The organism is Novosphingobium sp. ES2-1 (genome assembly GCF_015169775.1).
GTDB classification, from domain to species: domain Bacteria; phylum Pseudomonadota; class Alphaproteobacteria; order Sphingomonadales; family Sphingomonadaceae; genus Novosphingobium; species Novosphingobium subterraneum.
This window is the reverse complement of the sequence record NZ_CP063447.1, coordinates 124,499-143,054: the sequence shown is the minus strand read 5'-3', so window position 1 is coordinate 143,054 and position 18,556 is coordinate 124,499. Positions and strand designations below refer to the sequence as shown.

The 18,556-nt window shown below is 62.0% G+C and carries 13 protein-coding genes; 5 read left to right on the top strand and 8 right to left on the bottom strand.

The genetic code is table 11. From position 1 onward, the window contains the following. Positions 1 to 2: 2 nt before the first annotated feature. Positions 3 to 3,206 carry a type II CRISPR RNA-guided endonuclease Cas9 gene (cas9, locus tag IM701_RS18745; RefSeq protein WP_193828999.1) on the bottom strand — a complete coding sequence of 1,068 codons (3,204 nt, stop codon included), beginning with the start codon at positions 3,204 to 3,206 and terminating at the stop codon, positions 3 to 5. 338 nt (positions 3,207 to 3,544) lie between these two features. Between cas9 and IM701_RS18740 the strand changes: the two genes are divergently transcribed. The 3 genes from IM701_RS18740 to IM701_RS18730 all read left to right on the top strand — a co-directional run bounded on the left by IM701_RS18740 (position 3,545) and on the right by IM701_RS18730 (position 5,452). Beyond that, on the top strand, positions 3,545 to 3,703 hold the full coding sequence (locus IM701_RS18740; RefSeq protein ID WP_193828998.1) for a hypothetical protein: 159 nt from the start codon (positions 3,545 to 3,547) through the stop codon (positions 3,701 to 3,703). A 281-nt stretch (positions 3,704 to 3,984) separates the two neighbouring features. Next, complete coding sequence (locus tag IM701_RS18735; RefSeq protein WP_230487955.1) at positions 3,985 to 5,139, top strand: ATP-binding protein; 1,155 nt, start codon at positions 3,985 to 3,987, stop codon at positions 5,137 to 5,139. Next, complete coding sequence (locus IM701_RS18730; RefSeq protein WP_039338037.1) at positions 5,117 to 5,452, top strand: response regulator; 336 nt, start codon at positions 5,117 to 5,119, stop codon at positions 5,450 to 5,452. The genes IM701_RS18735 and IM701_RS18730 overlap by 23 nt, the downstream gene beginning before the upstream one ends. Positions 5,453 to 5,921: 469 nt before the next feature. On the opposite strand, the gene IM701_RS18725 is transcribed toward IM701_RS18730, so the two are convergent. The 6 genes from IM701_RS18725 to IM701_RS18695 all read right to left on the bottom strand — a co-directional run bounded on the left by IM701_RS18725 (position 5,922) and on the right by IM701_RS18695 (position 13,341). After that, positions 5,922 to 6,602, bottom strand: coding sequence for a thermonuclease family protein (locus tag IM701_RS18725; protein ID WP_211257967.1), 681 nt, complete (start codon positions 6,600 to 6,602; stop codon positions 5,922 to 5,924). A gap of 773 nt (positions 6,603 to 7,375) precedes the next feature. Further along, positions 7,376 to 7,981 (bottom strand): hypothetical protein, encoded by a 606-nt coding sequence (locus IM701_RS21980; RefSeq protein WP_039338041.1) that lies wholly within the window; start codon positions 7,979 to 7,981, stop codon positions 7,376 to 7,378. Positions 7,982 to 8,265: 284 nt separating this feature from the next. Further along, positions 8,266 to 9,168 (bottom strand): ArdC family protein, encoded by a 903-nt coding sequence (locus tag IM701_RS18710; protein WP_193828997.1) that lies wholly within the window; start codon positions 9,166 to 9,168, stop codon positions 8,266 to 8,268. An 823-nt stretch (positions 9,169 to 9,991) separates the two neighbouring features. Beyond that, positions 9,992 to 10,384, bottom strand: coding sequence for an RES family NAD+ phosphorylase (locus tag IM701_RS18705; protein WP_370584386.1), 393 nt, complete (start codon positions 10,382 to 10,384; stop codon positions 9,992 to 9,994). Positions 10,385 to 10,491: 107 nt separating this feature from the next. After that, positions 10,492 to 10,788 (bottom strand): hypothetical protein, encoded by a 297-nt coding sequence (locus tag IM701_RS18700; RefSeq protein ID WP_193828996.1) that lies wholly within the window; start codon positions 10,786 to 10,788, stop codon positions 10,492 to 10,494. A gap of 528 nt (positions 10,789 to 11,316) precedes the next feature. Then, on the bottom strand, positions 11,317 to 13,341 hold the full coding sequence (locus IM701_RS18695) for a ParB/RepB/Spo0J family partition protein (RefSeq protein WP_193828995.1): 2,025 nt from the start codon (positions 13,339 to 13,341) through the stop codon (positions 11,317 to 11,319). Positions 13,342 to 13,597: 256 nt separating this feature from the next. Here IM701_RS18695 and IM701_RS18690 point away from each other — a divergent pair, with 256 nt between their 5' ends. Together IM701_RS18690 and IM701_RS18685 are read left to right on the top strand one after the other, a co-directional pair. After that, positions 13,598 to 14,056 (top strand): helix-turn-helix domain-containing protein, encoded by a 459-nt coding sequence (locus IM701_RS18690; RefSeq protein ID WP_039338233.1) that lies wholly within the window; start codon positions 13,598 to 13,600, stop codon positions 14,054 to 14,056. Between the two features lie 12 nt (positions 14,057 to 14,068). Further along, positions 14,069 to 14,659: a PIN domain-containing protein gene (locus tag IM701_RS18685; RefSeq protein ID WP_039338235.1), complete on the top strand. Its 591-nt coding sequence runs from the start codon at positions 14,069 to 14,071 to the stop codon at positions 14,657 to 14,659. 23 nt (positions 14,660 to 14,682) lie between these two features. On the opposite strand, the gene IM701_RS18680 is transcribed toward IM701_RS18685, so the two are convergent. Beyond that, the gene (locus tag IM701_RS18680) at positions 14,683 to 18,387 is read right to left on the bottom strand and encodes a strawberry notch-like NTP hydrolase domain-containing protein (protein WP_193828994.1); all 3,705 of its coding nucleotides are present in this window, start codon (positions 18,385 to 18,387) and stop codon (positions 14,683 to 14,685) included. Positions 18,388 to 18,556: the final 169 nt, after the last annotated feature.

Sequence of the window (18,556 nt, the reverse complement as noted above, 5' to 3'; positions counted from 1 at the left end):
GGTTAACGCGGCCCGGGATCGAAGATGCGCCCAAGTTCGTCGATACGAATCTGCCGGGCTCTGGCCTTCTGCAAGCCGCCAGCAGAAGAATAGAAATATTTGAAGGGATCAATATCGGGCGAAGTCGCGTCTCGCGCTTTCAAGGGTCCTGCTTCCTGATGTTCTGCGAAGGTAATCTGTCCCCCACTGGAAAATTTCACGACCCGCAAAATCTTGCGCGGCTGACCTTGCGGCTCGACCGCTACCAAATCGTTCTGGCGCAAACTCAAAACTCTCTTCGCCGCTGGGTGTGGGCGCTGGACAGGCTGGCCGGCCTGGTGCGCTTCAAACATGGTTATGATGCCCGAATGAGCTTTCCCGTCCCTGTCCCTCCAGCTTGATACCCATTTTCCGTCCGGCATCCGCCACACGTCATATCGCGCGTTGGCATCGCCCTTATAGGCTTTGAAGGCATGACCCGATGCGTCACGGATCGGGATGACCTTCAATGTTTCCCGCACTCTGACATGCCGTATACCCTTGAACACAGGGTCTGATTTGGAGAACTGGGCCAGCGCCTCCTGGAAATCCTTACCCGATTTGCCGTCAGTGGCCTCCCGCAGTGCCCGCTGCAAAGCAGCGTCCGGGATGCGGATGGGATTGGAGAGGTCATCCGGCTTGAGGCTGAGCAGAGGCACACGGTGGACGACAATCGGCAAGCCGCTTTCGCTGGTCAGGCCGGTCAGTCCGTAGGCAGTTTCGTTGTGCAGCCGTGCGGCGGTGGCATCCTTGCCCTTTGCCGGAACGCCCTTGCGGCCATGATCGGCCTTGTGACTGACAACGACGCGCGACAGAGACTCACGAAGGTCTTCGCGGAATGTTTCCCAAGGCTTGGGCAGATCGATGAAAAGCCCGTCGACATTCTCACCCTCGGCGCGGCCTGCCGCCTTCGAAATCTCGTTCAACAGACCCCGTGTCGTGACCCCGACAACGGCGGCATCAATTGCATGGTGGCGATGATCGAGGCGATTCTTGGGCGCGCCGCTATGAGGATTCTCGACGTAGTTATGATCGGGCAGAAGCTCGTTCAAACCCCATAGGCGCCGCAGCATCGCAGTCATGCGACCGGAAATGACATGAACCGCCGCAGTGTCGGGATAAAGGCTCGAAAGATAGGTCCCTACCATCCGCGACAGATATTGCGTGTCGCTCAGCTGACGCGCAATAAAGCCGCCCTCTTGATCGATGCGTTCCATTGCGTCCGGAGCAAAGCGCCATTGCTTTGATTTATGGAGCCGTGACACTTGCTCGGCGATGATCGCCCAGCGTTCAGTGTGTCCCCAGGCTTCCCAAGGCGTCTTGTTGCCCTTTTCCTGCTTGCAGCTGCGATGCGCGATGACCTTGTTTGCGACGCTATCGTCGAGGCAACGCGAGAAGGGAATGATGTGTTCGATCTCGGTTTCGCCTGAGAACAATGCCATTTGCCCGATGTGACGTCCGCAAAACGGGCAGCACCGGTCGAGCGGATTGTTTGGATTGAGGTCTTCCCACAGTTTCAGGAGCGCCCGGTTCGCCCCGGTATCAGGCTGTCCGCCTTCGAGCAGTTTTTTCGACCTGGCCTCAGCAGCGCGAGTGTTCGCGCTGATACGCCGGTTGTGTTCGGCCTTGCCTTTCTCGCTGAGCTTTAGTTCGCGTGCCAGTTCGATAACGATCTCATCGGGGCGGCCATGAGCCTTGATAAGGGCATTCACCAGGCGGCGGAGCTGGTTCAGGCCGATATGGACCGTGGGATTTGTGATCTTGCCCCAGCGTATTTCGTCGTCGTCGTCCGGATCGAGCGAGCCGGGCGGAATTTCCCTGGAGAGGATTTCACCGTAGTAAGGTAGCTGGTCCAGTCTCTCGCCGGTGCGGAAATCGCTGTGCGACTTTCCGAGCGCGGCTTCCACTGCCTCGTTGTAGGTCAGCGGATGTCCATCTTTCGACCCCGACTTTAGTTGGGCGAGAATCAATCGGCTGGCCGTTTCGCCGAGGCGCCCATGGCCTTCTGGCAGGCGCACACGCCCAATTGCTTCCGCCTGTTCCACAGTGACACCGTGCGTGGCCATCAACCAGTCGCGCAGGCGCACCGGATCTTCCTCCTCTGCCACCGTCTCGATAATTGACCATTGAACGCCGGGATCGAAATGCGCCCAACGATCACCAAAGCACCTTTTGTCGCTGAATGAGGTGAAGATATCATCGCCGGCAAGACCAGTGCGGTTTTCGGTAGCCTTGTTGAAGCTCTCACCATCAGCGAGCTTCAGCAGTCTCGCTAGGGCTGAGAAACTCGCAGTCTTTGCCGATTTGAGTTTGAGAATGATCTTGTCGCGCTGGTCGAGCGTCAGCTTTCGAGATGGTGCTCCCGCTCTGGTGATTTCAAGCTGATTGACCTCTTCATACAACCGCCGTTCCTGAAACAGCGGGTGGGCCTTGGGCAGGCGTGGCTCTTCGTTGAAAAAGGTGCAGCCTCCGACTTTCGGTGCCTTCAATGGTCGCTGGAAAAAGATGATGCGCCGCAAGCGGTCGCGGACAACATCGGTCAGCAACGCAGGATTATATGCGGCCTGCGCGTCCCAGATTGCATCGAACTCAGCTTCCAGATGGCGGCGCTCGGGGTAAAAGTCATAGCCATCTCCTTCCGTGCGCATCCGCACGCGTTTTGCATCCCTGCCAGCCAGAAACTCCCCATAGGTGCGCGCGCCTGCTTCATGCATCGCCAGATCGAGCGCCTTTGCACCGTCCGCGATCTTGCCGCCCTCCTTGTCATCCCCTGCTTTGCGCTCAGCCTTACGGTTCGATTTGAATCCTCGCCGCTGGTTCAGATGGAAGAGCACTCGGCCAAGAAGGTGGGCATCCAACGCTCTATCCAACGCTTTCGCGCGCAGAACATAAGGGTCGCACCCGGTCAGGGCTTTGGCTTCCTGAACGTCAGCAGGCATGAGGCCAGTGTTCATCAGGGCCTCCAGCAGAGCTGACCGACGCCGAATATAGCGATCACGCCGCCGCCGCATTGCGCGTGCGACTCGTCGCTCAACCGCAAGAGACGCTCCTGACCTGGGATCGCGCCCGTCCGAGAAAATGCGAACGCCGATGTCGCGTATACCGATCGGCCTGCCTGCCCCATCAAGATTGAAAAGGCACCAACCAATGCTGTTCGTGCCAATGTCGAGACCGAGACGCGTACCCATCGCAAATCCTGCTGTAAGCCGATATCCGATTTTGACGAGGGATATTGACGACTGCAAGCAACATGGTATTTTCAAGTTTCAGAAATTGCAGGTCTGGTTGTTAACAAGCAACTTGATTGCACCAAATAAGGTGGGGGCTGCGGCCCCCATTTTTACAGCGCGATTTAGTTGAGTCTCGCGCTGAATTAGCTCGACCAGCGACACTCAAAGGCGCAAGTGGCGGTATCTTCCGGTCTATGTCAGGCCTATCCCCGCGAGACGCAGGAGATGGTGTTTGACGCCCAAGCCCAGGGCTTCGCCTTCTTCGACCGCGTTCCGCTGCGGGGGATCCATGACACATGAAAACCCGCAGATCCGCGGTCTTCGAGGCAAGAAGCGTTTACGACGACGGCATCGATAGCACCGTGACTTTTCCACCGGCCGCGACCTTCACCGCCGGCGCTCGAGTTACCGCGGCCTTCAACTCCAAGCTGAACCTCTATGGCAAGGCAGGCTAGGCCAATGCCCGCATAAAGAACGAACTCAACGGGTCCGTGATAAGTCACCGAGTTTGGGAATCCGTCCAGGGAGCCCTGCTGGCGAGGGGTGCTTGCCCGTCAGTCGCGGAGCCGCTTGGCGGCACAGGGCGACAGTGCGCTTGCGATCAATCCAACACAGTCTCGATCACGTCCGTGAGGAGAATCCTGTATTGGGGCTCAGGATTAAGCCACCCCGCGCAAGCAGGCCGATTGCTTCCAATGGCGATTGCGACGATGCTCGACCCTGTTAGGAGCGATCGATGGAAATGCTCGACAGGTTAATGCGCTTTATCCTGCAGACAGGCTTGCCGCCCCATGGCTTTTGCCTCCTTTGGGATCCGGGTCTTGTCTGGACGCATGTCATCGCCGACGCGCTCATTGCAATGGCGTATTACTCAATTCCAGTGGTTCTCTGGCTGTTTCTGAGGCGTCGTCCGGACCTTGAATTCGGTTGGGTCCTGGGCCTTTTCGCCCTCTTCATCCTGGCCTGTGGCACAACGCACCTGATCAGCATTCTCGTTTTGTGGGTTCCGGCATACGGTATCGAAGCGCTCGTCAAGGTCATCACGGCAGGCGTCTCGATCGTGACAGCGATTGTTTTGTGGCCACTTCTACCAAAGTTGGTTGCCGTACCCTCGCCGAGCCAGCTGCAATCCGCACTTGACCGATTGCATGAAGAGGTGGCCGAGCGCCAACGTGCGGAAGAAATGCTGCGGCAGTCGCTAAAAATGCAGGCAGTGGGCCAGTTGACTGCAGGGATCGCACATGACTTCAATAATCTTTTGACGATCATCAATGGCAATCTGGAGCGTCTGAAGCGCGGAGTTGGTGACGAGCACAAGGCCGCAAGAAGCATCGAGAATGCCCTTTCAGCCAGCGAACGGGCGGCAAGGTTAACCGGTCAGTTGCTCGCTTTTGCCCGCAAGCAGCCCCTCCTGATCGTCCCGGTCGACGTCAATCAGGCAGTCTGCGATCTTGTGCCGCTAATCGAACAGACGACCGATGGGAAAATGACGATCGAGACGGACTTGTGGCCCGCGTCCCTGGATATCGCGATCGACAAGAACCAGTTCGACGGAGCGATCCTGAACCTCGCGCTCAATGCCCGGGACGCGATGCCGGCAGGTGGTCTTTTGCGGATCACCACTGCCCTGGAAGGTGGGTCCGTTGCTATCTTTGTGAAAGATCAAGGCGTCGGGATGGACAGCGAGACCATTTCACGGGCGGTCGAACCGTTCTTCACGACCAAGCCTGTCGGTTCTGGCACCGGCCTTGGCTTGAGCCAGGTCTTCGGATTCGTGGTGCAAAGCGGTGGGCAGGTCAAGATCGAGTCCGAGCCGGGAACTGGAACCAGCGTGAAGCTTTCTTTTCCGCGACGTGTTGGAGGGGCAGATGAAGCGAGTGCTGGCTGTTGACGATGAGCCGTTGCTTCTCGAGCTTCTCGTCGATGAGCTTGAACTTGGCGGCTACAAGGTCGAAAGTGCCTCGAACGGTGATGCTGCCATGGCCCTGCTGGGTTCGGATCACAGGTTCGACGTGATCGTCACGGACTTGAGGATGCCTGGCAAAGTCGATGGCTGGATGCTTGGCCGTCATGCCCTCGACAGCGATCCGGATGCTCGCGTAGTCTACATGACAGGGTATGCCGAAATGCCGGCGGCGTTGACCGATCGAGAGAAATTTCTGCGCAAACCCTTCACAATGGACAAGCTTTTCTCGCTCCTCTGAGAAGGACCGTTCTTCCCTTCCAGGCCTTGCAGGCGATCTTTGTGTGTCGTCCTGGATCAACCCCTACGTTCAGTTACGAGCCGTAACTTGAGCCGCTGCGCAATGCGCAAATTGGCAGTCGCCCCGCAATTCCCGCCAACGACCGACCACCGGGCCTGACGCGAAACGAAAGTCACCTTGGCGATGATCGCCGAACCCACACAACCGGGCTGCCGCATCTGGCTGCGCCATGCCGACCTTGACGGCCATCCGGTGCCACAGGGATGCCGGGAGCCGGCAATTCATCGATAGAGCACCGGCAATAGGATGATCTGACCGATGGCAAGCAAGGCTTGCCATTCATGATTAATGCAAGCGTGCCATCGACTTTCCGGCAATGGTTTTGCGGGTGTGCCTTAGCGGCGGAGATGGCCGGGCCGTCGATCGCCGGGTGAACACGGCCGTTGACGGTTCGAGCGTGCGCTGCATCTCACGGCCGCACGATGGCCCGCCTGTATCCTGCCGCTTGCGCCTCCGCCTCGCTACAGAAGATTTCCTCCGGACGGGTGGCTTCGTAATAGGGCATCCCCGGCAGATGATAGATCCACTGGCCGCGCCTGTTGCGATTTCCCTTGATCACGCAACCGGACACGCGCGACGGGCGAGACGTGGAGGCTCGCGCGGTAGCGGCACGATCTCGAGGTTGGCCTGCATGGCGAAAATCGGCTGGCATCTGGAAGGTGCTGCTCCAGATGCCAAGGCCGTAGCGTTTGGCCCGAAGCTCCGCATCGACATAGTCGAGACTGTACTCGCGATAGGCTGTAGCCCAGCCATTCTCGACCAGAACCCTGTTCAGGTCTTCCGAACCGGCCTTGCAGATAGACACAGCCCGGCCATAGCTGTCTGTGCTCAAGCGTCTGCAATGGACCTGGGCACCTGCAATCAAGGCGGAAAGTTGCTCTTTGGCCGCTTGGCCGCAGGCCCAGGTCTCGCCATCGCGCTGGCATGTCTGAGCAAGTTCGGGCGCATCGATTCCGAACAAGCGGACCTTCTGGCCTGCGACAACAAGGGAATCGCCATCTGCTGCCGTTGCACTGCCCGTTATAACCTGAGCGTGTGCCGGAAAGGCCAAGGCTGCAACCAGGGCGAGGGCAGCGATCCAGTTGCGCATCATCATTCCTTTGCCGGTTCAAATCGCATAACCTCCATAGAATTCAAGAAATTACGATTCGGTGATCGGGCAGAAGCAGGACCACATTTGCCGATCTTGCAGCGCTCGGGTTTGGCGCGGCAAGAGACGATAATCCATGCGCGCGAGCGGACTCTTCGCAGGGCTTGTAACGCGTTGGCCGGGACACGCCCTGCTTGCCCATAGCGATAGCATTGTGAGGCATGAGCTTGATCGCTTGCCCTGGTTCACCGTTATTCGAGGCACTGGCACCGTTGGCTAGCCCTTTCTCAAGCCGCGCTGGACATGCGGCGTGCATCTCATGGCTTGGCTGAGAGCCTTGCCGGTGCCCCTTCCCCTTCGCCGCACCATCTATCGCCGCGACATCGGCAGCGTCGAGCCTGAGCGTGAAAGGCGATGCCCAGCCCCGGGGCTCCCTCGGGCGCGTAGATTGCCTCGCCAATCTTCCAGCGAGCCAGATCGAGAATATCGACGGCAAGCCGCCGATCGCCGTCCAGTCGCGCTGCGCGTCTTCGAGCAGCTATCTGAACAGTCAATCTGTCTCAGGCGCATTCTGAAGCGCTCGACAGATCATTCGTACTGCTTTCGCGGGTGGCGAAGCGCTGGCGGGAACGCGCGGTTGGTGACCTGGTCGAGCCTTGCATTCCTATATCTTAAGTGGTCCTGGACATGCTCGGCGACCTGTGTGGCGATCCGGCTGGACGAGCATTGCCTCGGCGCGCGATCCGTCATGGCGCTGCCCGCTTGCTGCCAGGTCAGGAGGCAGACGGGGCGATGGCCGGCGGCACGATCGTCCAGGCCCTGCTCATCAGCCTGCTGATTTTTACCCCGACCCCATCGCTGACGCGGCACAGGATCGTCTTGTGGCCCGACTGGACTACGCGAAAGCTCCGCTCGCTCTGCCCGTCGGTGAAGGTCAGCGGCTCGGCGAGAACCAGCATATCGCCGGGCGACGGCTTGCGGCGCGCGGTCAAGGCAAGGCGCTGACGGCAGTGTTCGCGCCACTGCGCGGCATGTTCATTGCCGGGTGGCCCGAGCAGGTCGAGGATCGAGGCCGGGCAGTCGTAATTGTACGGCCCCATCGTTTCGGTGAGATCCTTGTAGCCGAACGCCTCGCTGCTGCGCGCGGCGGGCTTCCATTTGACGAGGCAGATGATCGCGAAAGTCTCGCGCGGGCCATCAGCGTCGTAGCTCTGGCAGGCGGCGTAGTAGGCACCTGAACGAACCGTCGACTTCAGGACACGCAGGCCCGTCGTCCGGCCCCTGTCGGGGTCGGGCGGATAGGTGCACTGGTTGTCGAGATAGGCTTGCGGCGTGGCGAACGGAGCCATGCCATCGCGTGACATGAATAGCCAACCCATGGTCTCTTCTCCTCAACTAGCGCCCTTTGGCGCGGATTTTTGAGTTTGCGGCCTCGCGGACGAAAAGCGCGGGGAAACGCGTCGGCATGGCAAGGACGACGACGAGGCAGGAGTGGTTGCTCACCCCCCGACCTGGCCGCATCAGCACTGGATGGCGCAGGCGCGGCGGTCGTGGCGCTTATCGGGGAGGCGCTGTTGGACACAAAGATTGCCGGACAGAGCGCTTCCACATTCCTGACATGCCAGCGCCATGTGCCTTCCCGCGTAGACTTCCAAAGCGCAGGTCATGCAGCGAACTCCTCAGGCTGGGGCTGCTGGGCGTGCATCCAGTCAGCAGCAGCCTGAGCCTTGCTGGCGGCAGAGAAGATGGCGCGATGATCGTCTTTCAGCACGCGCAACCACGATGCAACGTAAGCAGAATGATCGGCGCGCGGATGGTGGGCGATTCCGAGGTCGGCAAGCACGAAGGATGCTGTCAGTTCAGCACAGATCTCCTCCATTGCCAGGCTGTCGCGCTTGAACCTTGCGGAGAAGTTGCGGTCGAGCCGGTGCCTTGCTCCTGTAGCGTGGGCTGCCTCGTGCAGAAGAGTGGCCATGTGTGCCGACGCATCCCGAAACGAGGAGAAGTGCGGCATGAAGATGTGATCGAGATCGATCCGGTAATGCGCATCGTAAGCGCCCTCGGTAACCGGAACCTTCAGGGCTGCCACGAAAGCCTCGGCATGTGCGAGCCGCTCGCTTTCGGGCAAGACCGCGACCGGGAGGGGCTCATAGCCCTCGACCTGTGCGAGGTTGAACACTGTGAAGGCCCGGGCGAACATGCAGGCAGGGCCGGCTTGGTCGTCGCCATGATCGTCACTGGCAGGTGAGGCCACCTGCTTCCAGAGCACGACAGTCGTTCCGCGCTCTCCCTTGCGAACTTGCGCGCCAAGCGCTGCCCATTGACGATAGGTCCCCCAAAGACCGCTGGAGTAGCTGCTCGCCCTTGCGGCGATCCATAGCGCCAGCACGTTGACACCCCGATAACGGCGGCGTGAGGCAACGTTCTGCGCTCGGGCCGTGGCAGCGCCATCATGATGCCAAGGCATACGCCAATTGCCGGCGCCGGACTCGATGGCAGAAACAATTTCGTGGGTGATGCGCGAATAGACATCGGCTCGCGGCGTTGAAGGGTGGGTTCGGGACATGGCGGACCTTTCACGACGGGCAGACAGGAGCTCTCCTCCCCTCCTTCAGCCCGTGATCCCCACACCCGCTTTCTCTCCCTCCTGTCACACCAGCGAGAGCTGTGGCAGTCTCCTGTGCGGGCTGTTCCAGGGAAACGTTCGATGCTCGCAACCTGGCCCTGAGGCATCACCTGCTGCGGTTCTGCAAGGCCTCTTCTCGCGCAGCGTCAGCCGCGCCTCATCAGCCCCCGCATTGCCATGCCGGGCGATGCGGTTCAGCGATGCTGGCGTAAGGCAGCTGACCGACCGGACCCTGACGTCTTGGTTTCCCTCGCGTCGGGTTCCAGAAGCATGTCGAGGAACAACGGCAGTAGGCCAGATCAGGGCCTCCGTCGGCGAGCGGGCCGACAGGCAGTGTCCGCACAAGGCTGCCCGCTATCGTGCGGCAGGTGCGCAATGACGCGTGCCGCTTTGCGATTGTCAAGGTCGACAAGGGTCCCCGATCTGGGCGACTGCGCACCGAACCTCGATCTCTCGCCGGAATCCGGACCGGCTACTGCCGGCATAGCTCCGAAAGCTCCAATACCGGCTTGCGAGCCCTGTCGGGGCTGTCTTCGACAGCTGACGGGGCTTGGGCATCGTCCAGGCACTGGATGACCTTGCATGGCTGTTCGTTGTCCTGCGTCCCTTACTGCGCGATGCAGGGAACAGATTCATCGCCCGGGCCATCAGCTTGGACCGCCCGTCGATCCTGTGGCCGCGAGCGATCCCGAAGGGCCTGTCCGAACATGCTCGGCCGACTGCCTCGAGGGGCCCTCGTGGTATCTCGGCTCGGCGGCAGAAGTCACGGAGCGCGCAGGCCAAGCCGGTCGTCGTCATCGACGAGCGTGACGCGCCCTTCCCACTCCCACAGGACGAGGTTGAGAGCGTCGGCGGGAGCGCCGCGGGCGTAGCTCGACACGACAATGCCGACATAGCCTTGCGCAATCGCGGCCTCGGCGAGGTCCTGCGTGGGCACGGGCTTTCCAGAGAGCATCCGGTCCCGCCAGCTTGGGCCGCCAAGCTCCGCCGGCGCCATGCCGAAGGGCTGGAGTACGGCTGTATCGCGGCCATCCAGCAAAGGCCCGATATCGGCCCGATAGGCTACCAGGGTGGTCGGCTGCAACGTGCCGACCTGATTGGCCTCACGCAGTGCCGTCTGAGGCGCAAGCGAAGTATAGAGCGCCGCGCGCCACATGCGATTGAACCGTCCGCCAAACCGGGCAGCCCCCTTCCCCCGAGAACGGTTCGCGGGACCAGACCGGATTGTGGGCGCGGTAGAGCAGCCCGGCGAAGTGCATGAGGCTAGGCGTGAATGCCGGTGTCGACAGCGTCGATATAGGCCAGCACGTCATCGGCCCGGTTGTTCTGCACGAGCTGCATTGCGGTCTGGCCCGAGAAGCGCGGCTCGACCTTGTTGAGCACTTCGACCATCTGGCGAAGGCGGCGCTGGGTGCGTGTCGACGCGATCCGGTCCTTGCGCTGGATCGCGTTCTTGCCGAGGCCCAGCGAGCGTGCCAGTTCGTCGCTGGTGGTGCGCAGCACATCGACGACCTTGCGCGGAGCGAACGCACCGTTGTCAGCGTAGTTCTGTATCGCCATTGCAATGCTCCGGAGATTTTGCCGCTATAAAGCGTCATTCCTCGCGGCATTCAATCCGAGGTGTGGTTGGAAGCGATGTGCGTCAAGGAGAGACAGCTTGCAGCTCGGTCGCGCCTGCAAGCGTTTACGAGGTCGGCATGCACAAGGGCTGAAGCTCGCCCCGGCCTTGCAGCAACATTTGCGATTTCGTCGGCATGAAGCCATGCGTGGCTGTCGGATATCTCGTGATCGCAAGTGATGTATCTCGCCAGACCGTAGATAGATCGCTCTGTTCGTAATGAACCGACGCTCCAGCCACCGCCAGCTGCTTGTGTCGGCGCGGAGACTGCCCCGCCCCTGCCCGCACTTCAGCCTCATCCTGGCAGTTCGAGATTGCAGACCCAGCATACAAGGTAACCCTGGAGGTCGCCTCAGGCGAGACCCGCGCACCTGGCCTGGTGTTCATGGTCATGGTGTCGTGTCCTGGAGGGACCGGCACGCTGCCCCAGAGCGACGGTGGGCGCTGGCCAGCGTGCCGACAAGGCTGGTTCAGGCGTCGACGGTCTCGCTGGTTGCGACGTCCTCCTCTTGGGCAGGTTCGTGCTCGACCGGTGCCTCCTCACAGGGCGCGCTCGCGGCGAGCACCCGGAAGCGCATGGCTTCGGGCACCCAGGCGAGTGCTGCTTCCCTGATCTCGGGGGCAACAATTGTTTCGCCTGCGAACAGCTTCTCGCAGCTGGCCGAGAGGTCGCTCTTCTTCGAGCCCATGAAGCTTGCTGCCATGGCCGGCCCGCCGACTTCGCGGACATGGCCGAGCAGGGTCTGCTTGGCTACCCGGTCGAAGTAGTTGGCCGAGGTCGGCCGCCAGTGGCTGGCGACCTTGATCCCCATCAGGGCGGCGAGATGGTCGTGAAGGTCGATCGGCTCAGGGCCGGGCTGGCCCGCCTTCTTGTCGATCCCCATGCTGGCCTCGAGCGTCTTGGCCATGCACAAGGCAAGCCAGCTTGCCTTGGCATCGTCGTCGAGCGCGCTGAACGCGGAGAACCGGTCGACCGTGCGGCAGTGCTCGGTCCAGGACAGGTCGAGCGTCTCGCGCATGTCGGCCATCAGCGTATGCGCCGGGCTTTCCGGGTAGTTGGCGAGGGTGAGCGAGGGCGACGGCGCGCGGAGCGTCGTGCCCAGGGCCTGCGCACTGTAGAGCGCACGGGAGTCGGCGATGGCGAAGATCAGGTAGTCGAGTGCGATCGCCGGGTTTGAGGCGAGGTTGATCGCGAGAATGTCGCGGCGCTGGACAGCGAGCTCTTCGACCAGCTTCTGCGACAACAGCTTGGGGGCCGTAGCGGCGCTACCGCCCTCCCCTGCTCCGCTGGCACCCTCGCTCGCGTCGGACCCACGTGCCTTACGGCGTTCGAGCGGCTTGTCGCTGTAGAGGCCGCTTGCAACCGCAGGCCGGCCATCGGCGCCGATGATCACGAAGCAGCCGACGTTGGCCTTCATTTCCTCCGGGATCACCGGGGGCTTGTCGTGGAGCGCATCGTAGGCGCTGCTTGCGGCATCCCAGCGCTCCTGGAACTCGGCGGCAGCGGCCTCGTCGTCTTCGTCGAGGGTTTCGCTTTCGGCTTCGAGCGCCGAGATCGTCTCGAGCAGTTTGTCGGCCTCGACCTGTTCCTCCTCGGTGAGCGGTGCCGGTTCGAGATCGACCTGGTGGAGGTTTTCGGTCGCGTTATAGGTGACACGGGTCTCGAGGATCGGGCGCACCCAGGCATAACCGGAGGCTTGGGCGATCTCGGCCGCAAAGGCCTGGAGCTTCTCGCCGGCAATACGCTGGGCAATGTCGGCATCGATCCAGGTCTCGCCGCCGTCCTCGGTGAACAGGTCGCGCTCGATCTTGCCACCGGCCGCGAGGTAGTCGGCCTCGCTCGCCAGCTTGGCCATCGGCGAGGATGAGCGGATCGCGCTGTGCGTGACCATGCGGCGGATCGAGTCCGGATTGTTGCCCTGCCAGGAGTTCGACAGCTCGTTCCAGACCATCATCTGGCGCTCGTGATTGGGCGTGGTCGCATAGGCCTTGGCGACGTCGAGGGTGATCTTGCCCTCTTCGAGCGCGGCGAAGATCGGATCGGCAAGGTCCGCAAGCCGCAGGCGGCCTTCGATGAACCGGCGGGTGCGGCCGAACCGCTTGGCGATCGCGTCGAGGTCCGCGCCTTCGCCCACGAAGTGCTTGTAGGCGCGAATCTCGTCGGTCGGCGTCATGTCAAGGCGAATGACATTCTCGATCAGCGAGAGTTCGGACTGCTCGGCGGCATCGATGTCGAGCACCCGGCAGGCGATGGGGTGGTCCTTGGGGAGCTTGCCGGCCGTCAGAAGGAAGTTGAGGGCGCGCAGGCGGCGACCGCCTGCGGTCACGTCGAAAAGCCCTCGCTTCTTGGCGGGCACGACGATCAGGTTCTGGAGGAGGCCTTTGGCCTCGATATTGGCGGCCAATTCCTCGATGAAGAGGTTGCTGTCTTGTCTGCGGACGTTGGCTTCGGACAAGCGCAGCTTGCCGAGCGGGATCAACTCGATATCGTTCATGGGGGTGCTCCTGAAAGCCGGATTTGGCCGAGCCCTTCGGCTCACCCCTTCCAGCCCCCCTCCCCTCACGATTTCAGGAATGCCCGATTTCGCGGGAAAGACTGCGCGTCCCAAGGTGGCTCGCTCGATGCCGTGAGGCATAGATTTTAGATTTATGCCTCACGGCCCGGATCGTCCGCGGAACCCAGATTGCACAACTTGGTTGCGTTTATTGCGAATATGCGCTAGGGAATATCGCCATCAGCGGAGAGACACGATGACACTGCCAGCCAATGCCTTGCCCTTCGGCAACAGGCTGCCCTCTGCCGACGATCGCCAGATCGCCAACCAGCTTCGGCGCATCCTTGCCTCGCAGAAGGCCGGCGAGGCCAAGTTGCGCGTTCCCGATCCAAAGACCAGGAAACCGGTCGAGATCACGCTGACACCAGCGATGTCGGACCTGTTCCTCGAGTTGTTGCGTCACATCGGGAGCGGGGATGCCGTCACGCTCGTGCCGATCCAGCAGATGTTGACGACGCAGCAGGCAGCAGATCTGCTTAACATGTCCCGTCCTTACCTGATCAGGTTGATCGAGAAGGGTGACATCCCGCACAGCATGGTAGGACGGCATCGGCGGCTCAAGGCCGAGGACGTGTTCGCGTACAAGGCGGAGCGCGATAAGATCCGTTCGAAGGCGATGGACGAACTGATTGCGGACGGCTCGGACCTGTATTGATCTGAACCTGCCATGTTCGCCAATCGCTACACCGCTCTGGTCGATGCCTGCACACTGGTCAGCGCGCCGCGTCGTGATCTGCTGCTCACTCTCGCCGAGGCAGAATTCTTTCGTGTGCGCTGGTCGCAACGTATCCTTGATGAGACTCGTGCGGCATTGGACAAGATCTTTGCCGAGCGAGGGTTCGCTGACGCACCGACAAGGGCCGCTCGATCCGTCGACGCCATACACCAGGCTTTTCCCGAGGCTCTCGTTGAGGCGCACGCTTCAGTTGCGGCCCTGAAATTCGGACTTCCCGACGCCAATGACGAACATGTGCTGGCCGCTGCAGTCCAGACGCAGGCCCAGGCTGTCGTGACCGAAAACATCAGCGATTTCCCGGCAGCGATTCTCGCACCGCTCAACATCGAAACGCGAACCGCAGACGAGTTCATCGCGGACACCATCGCGCTCGACGAGGGCAAGGCGGTTGCCGCCATCCGGACGTTGCGCATTCGGTTGAAGCGGCCGGAAATGTCCGCTGAGGACTACCTGCGCTCCCTGGAGGCACATGGCCTGTTCGTCACCGCGTCGATCCTGAGCGGCCACGCCGAATCTATCTGACCTGCAGTGACGCAGGCCAACGACTAAGCGATGATCCTCCAAAGAATCTCGCTTGCTCCGTCCATCGGCACGAACACGCGGGTCTTGTAGGCTATGATTTCGGTGAAGCAGCCCTGAGACTTGAGCTCGGGAATGCGCGCAGCTTCGGCATCGACAATCTCGATCCTTCGGGAACCGTTCACGCGGGCTGTGCGGATCGTGAAGCCCAAGGGGTGCGGGGCCTTCCATGTGCCCCCGCCCATGATTGCAGCAGCGATCTTGGCGGGATCGGTCTGCGCCTTGCGGGCAACCCCGAGTTTCTCGAGGGTAGCATCGACGTAGAGGTCCTGGACATGCCGCCCAAGCCAGGAGGCGCCGGACTTGTCGACGATGCGATTGACTGTGAGATCCTCCTTGGGAAGCGCGCCCCAGATTGGCAGGAGTAGTCCCGTTGCGAGATAGACGGTCTCGGTCACAAGCTGGCTCTCGTCGGCGGCGTATTCTTCCTCCCATAGCGCACTGAACGTGGACTTGGTGACGGGCTCCCAGGCGGACTCGTGGAGGCGGTCAGCGCGCAGGTACTCGCTGCGGAGCGGTCGCACGAGTTCGAAGCGGCGGATCATGTGGCCCTCCTCGTCCATGTGCGAGGGCGCCGCGATGCCGAGTGCGACCTTGCCCGACTTGTCATTGCGCAGGAACAGGGGCTCTTCCTCATGTGATGCCATTTTGAGCACGCGCTCGAACGAGAGGACCTTGCGCCGCTGGGTCAGAGACAGTTCAAGGAGGTGCGAAGTCGCGCCGGTCACGGAATCGGTTCGGATCACCGTGTCCGACAGCACCTCGCAGGTTTCCACCGCTACGGTCTCGACGCCGATATCGAAGGTCCCGGCTTCCTTGGCGGCCGAGACGCAGGTTTCGACAAGGGTCAGGAACTCATCGAAGATGGCCCCGGTCATGAACGCGGTGGTCTCGGCAAGGTTGGTCCGGGGTGAGCGGCTTTCGAGACGCTGCCGGCCCGATCCATCACGGACCAGGCGTTTGCTGCGCCCTGTCACCTCGGCCACCGCAGTCACCCCGTAGTGCTCGAGCAAGGCATCGAGCGCGGTCGGGATCGGCGGCATGGCGCAGATATGCTCGATCAGGTCGGCGCGCGCGGCCTCGGCCTGCGGGTTGTGGACCGGATTACCCGCCTCGTCCCACATCGGCCGCGAGCGCACGTCGCCGAGCTCGTCGGTATATTCCTCCATCTGCCGGGTCGGGAAGGCGCGCGTGAGGTAGTCCACTATCGCCTCTCTTGGCGACAGGTCCAGTTCCAGCGCCTCGCGCTCGTAGGGATCGAGCTCGTTCAGCCGCCGGTTGAGGATAGATTCTGCCGTACTGACCAACTGGACCACGACGCTTTCGTCGTTTGCCAGATGCTCGTCGATCGCGGGGTAGATCGAGGGCAGCTTCAGCGAGAGCAGGACCTGCGCAAAGAAGCGCTGCTTGGTCCCCTCGAACCGGCTGCGGGCGGCCGCCTTGGCGCCGCTGTTGAGCGTCCTGTTCTCAAGCCCATCGACGATGCCGGTGAGCTCAAGCGCCGCTTCGAGGTTCTGGTGAATGATCGTCCAGGCCTCGCAATAGGTGTCGTAGACCGCGATCTGCTCAGTGGTCAGGTCATGGCGCAGGATGTCGTACTCGATTCCGGCGAAGCTCAATGCCCGGGCGAGGTAGAGCCCGGAGGCCTTGAGGTCGCGCGCCACCAGTTCCATCGCGGCAATGCCGCCGTCGCGGATCTCGCTGATGAACTGCTCGCGGTTTGCGAATGCGGTGCCGGGGCCCCACAGGCCAAGTCGGACCGCATAGGCAAGATTGTTGACGTCCGATGCGCCGGTGGCCGAAGCGTAGAGCACCCGGGCGCGCGGCAGTATGTTCTGGAGCAGCACCCCGGCAATGCCCTGGAGCGAGCCCTGTTTCTGGCCCCCGGATCTCTGGCCAAAGCCCCCTTCCCCGCCGGCGACGCCGCCCATTTCGTGGGCCTCGTCGAAGACGATGACCCCTTCGAAGTCTTCACCGGCCCAGCGAACGATCTGGTCAAGCCGGGTATCCTCCACCCTCGAACTGCGCAGCGTGCCATAAGGAACGAACAGGATGCCCTCGGGCGCGGTGATCTCCTCGCCGATCTTCCAGCGAGCAAGGTCGAGAATGTCGGACGGCAATCCGCCGATCGCGGTCCAGTCGCGCTGCGCGTCCTCGAGCAGCGGCGCATTCTTCGATATCCAGATGTGACGGCGATTGCCCTTGAGCCATTGGTCGAGAATGCAGGCCGCTGCCTGCCTCCCCTTCCCTGCCCCAGTGCCATCGCCAAGGAAGAAGCCAGTGCGGTAGAGCTTGCCGTCCGGGTCCTCCTTGAGCGCGACTTCGCCGTCAGGATGACTGAAGCGGCCATGGAGATCGCGGCTCCAGGCCTCGCCTGCGTAGATCACGGTTTCGAGCTGGGCGGCCGAGAGCAGCCGCGCCGTGACGGTCCGCTCGGGTAGCGAGGGCACGTAGCTGGGTTTCGGCGCGGCGATCGAAGCCATGGCGGCGGATTCGACGAGGTGGGTGGGATGTTCGCCCGCTTCCGCGATCACCACGCGGGATGGCCGGTAGTCGGCATAGACCCCGCGCTGCTCGCCCATCGCGGCCGGTTCGTCCAGGACTTCGTAGGCGACAGGGCGGACGTCGTTGGTCTGCAGAGTTCGAACGATCACGGGCCGGGCTGGACCGGTCTTCACCGAGCGGAAGAGGCTGAGCTTGGGTCGGGGCGCTGCCGCCTGCGTCGGGTCGCGCAATGGCGCCCGAGGTGGCACGGTTGGCAGCGCGGCGAAGAGTTCGCCGACCGAGCCGCGATTGATCGTGGATACGCTGATCTCGCCTGGCACCTTGTCGATCACCAGCATGCGGACCGCGATACCGGTGCCGTGCTTGACGTAGCCGCCCTTGTCGAGGCGGAGCGACAGGACGACCCGTGCGCCTTCGAGGGTGCGCCGAAAGGTTTCTCCGTGTTTGGCCGAAGGCGAGAACCAGTCCGGGATGATCGCGACGATCCGGCCACCCGGCAGCATGTGGTCGAGCGCAGCACGCAAGTGCCTAGCGGCGGTGTTCTGATCTTGCCCACGTGATTGCGACACCGAGAACGGCGGGTTCATCAGAACGACGCTCGGCCGTTCTGTCCCGGAGAGCAGCGCGCCGAGTTTCGCGCCGTCGTGGCGGTAGACCTTCGTGCCCGGAAACACGGTCTCGAGCAGGTCCGCGCGGGTGGGTTCGAGTTCGTTGAGGATCAGGTCCTTGACCGTGCCCTTGGCAAGCGAAGCGATGATCCCGGTGCCCGCGCTCGGCTCCAGCAACACGTCATCGCCGGAAAGCCGCGCCAGATGAACCGCGAGCCTGGCCAGCGCCGGCGGCGTCGAGAACTGCTGGAACTGGATCTGGTCCTCGCTGCGCACCGTGTGCGTTGGCAAGGCTCGGGAAATCGCCTCGAGCGTACTGATTGCAGCTGCCACCTCCATCCGGCCCACGAGCGTCGGAATGGCAAGGGAAAGTGCGACTTCCAGGGCCTCGAAACTGTCGCGCTGCTGCCACGCGCCCTGGAAATCGCTGCCGCCTGCGCTTTTGGTCATGGCTTGGGTGAGAGTGGCCCTGCTGATCGACCCCGCAAGAAGCAGTCTATCGGCAAGGGTGCGCGCTGCGCCCATAATGGCACTGGCGCGAGCATGAGTTAGGGTCATGGTTTTCTCCGGGAATTGCTGCAAAGGCCTGAAGCCGACAAGGCGGCATACCTGCCCGCTCCCCCTCCCCTCCCCGCGCCTTACCCGGGCAAATCCCTGGCAGATCGCTTTAGCCTGCAGATTCGACCGGGACGCGACGGCTTGACACAGCTCGCCTGAAAGAAGGGTG

Excerpts from the sequence above, each read along its gene's own strand:
- IM701_RS18680 (WP_193828994.1), bottom strand. The coding sequence starts at position 18,387 with ATGACCCTAACTCATGCTCGCGCCAGTGCCATTATGGGCGCAGCGCGC.
- IM701_RS18730 (WP_039338037.1), top strand. The coding sequence starts at position 5,117 with ATGAAGCGAGTGCTGGCTGTTGACGATGAGCCGTTGCTTCTCGAGCTT.
- IM701_RS18685 (WP_039338235.1), top strand. The coding sequence starts at position 14,069 with ATGTTCGCCAATCGCTACACCGCTCTGGTCGATGCCTGCACACTGGTC.
- IM701_RS18705 (WP_370584386.1), bottom strand. The coding sequence starts at position 10,384 with ATGTGGCGCGCGGCGCTCTATACTTCGCTTGCGCCTCAGACGGCACTG.
- IM701_RS18695 (WP_193828995.1), bottom strand. The coding sequence starts at position 13,341 with ATGAACGATATCGAGTTGATCCCGCTCGGCAAGCTGCGCTTGTCCGAA.
- IM701_RS18725 (WP_211257967.1), bottom strand. The coding sequence starts at position 6,602 with ATGCGCAACTGGATCGCTGCCCTCGCCCTGGTTGCAGCCTTGGCCTTT.
- IM701_RS18700 (WP_193828996.1), bottom strand. The coding sequence starts at position 10,788 with ATGGCGATACAGAACTACGCTGACAACGGTGCGTTCGCTCCGCGCAAG.
- IM701_RS18690 (WP_039338233.1), top strand. The coding sequence starts at position 13,598 with ATGACACTGCCAGCCAATGCCTTGCCCTTCGGCAACAGGCTGCCCTCT.
- IM701_RS18710 (WP_193828997.1), bottom strand. The coding sequence starts at position 9,168 with ATGTCCCGAACCCACCCTTCAACGCCGCGAGCCGATGTCTATTCGCGC.
- IM701_RS21980 (WP_039338041.1), bottom strand. The coding sequence starts at position 7,981 with ATGGGTTGGCTATTCATGTCACGCGATGGCATGGCTCCGTTCGCCACG.
- cas9 (WP_193828999.1), bottom strand. The coding sequence starts at position 3,206 with ATGGGTACGCGTCTCGGTCTCGACATTGGCACGAACAGCATTGGTTGG.
- IM701_RS18735 (WP_230487955.1), top strand. The coding sequence starts at position 3,985 with ATGGAAATGCTCGACAGGTTAATGCGCTTTATCCTGCAGACAGGCTTG.
- IM701_RS18740 (WP_193828998.1), top strand. The coding sequence starts at position 3,545 with ATGAAAACCCGCAGATCCGCGGTCTTCGAGGCAAGAAGCGTTTACGAC.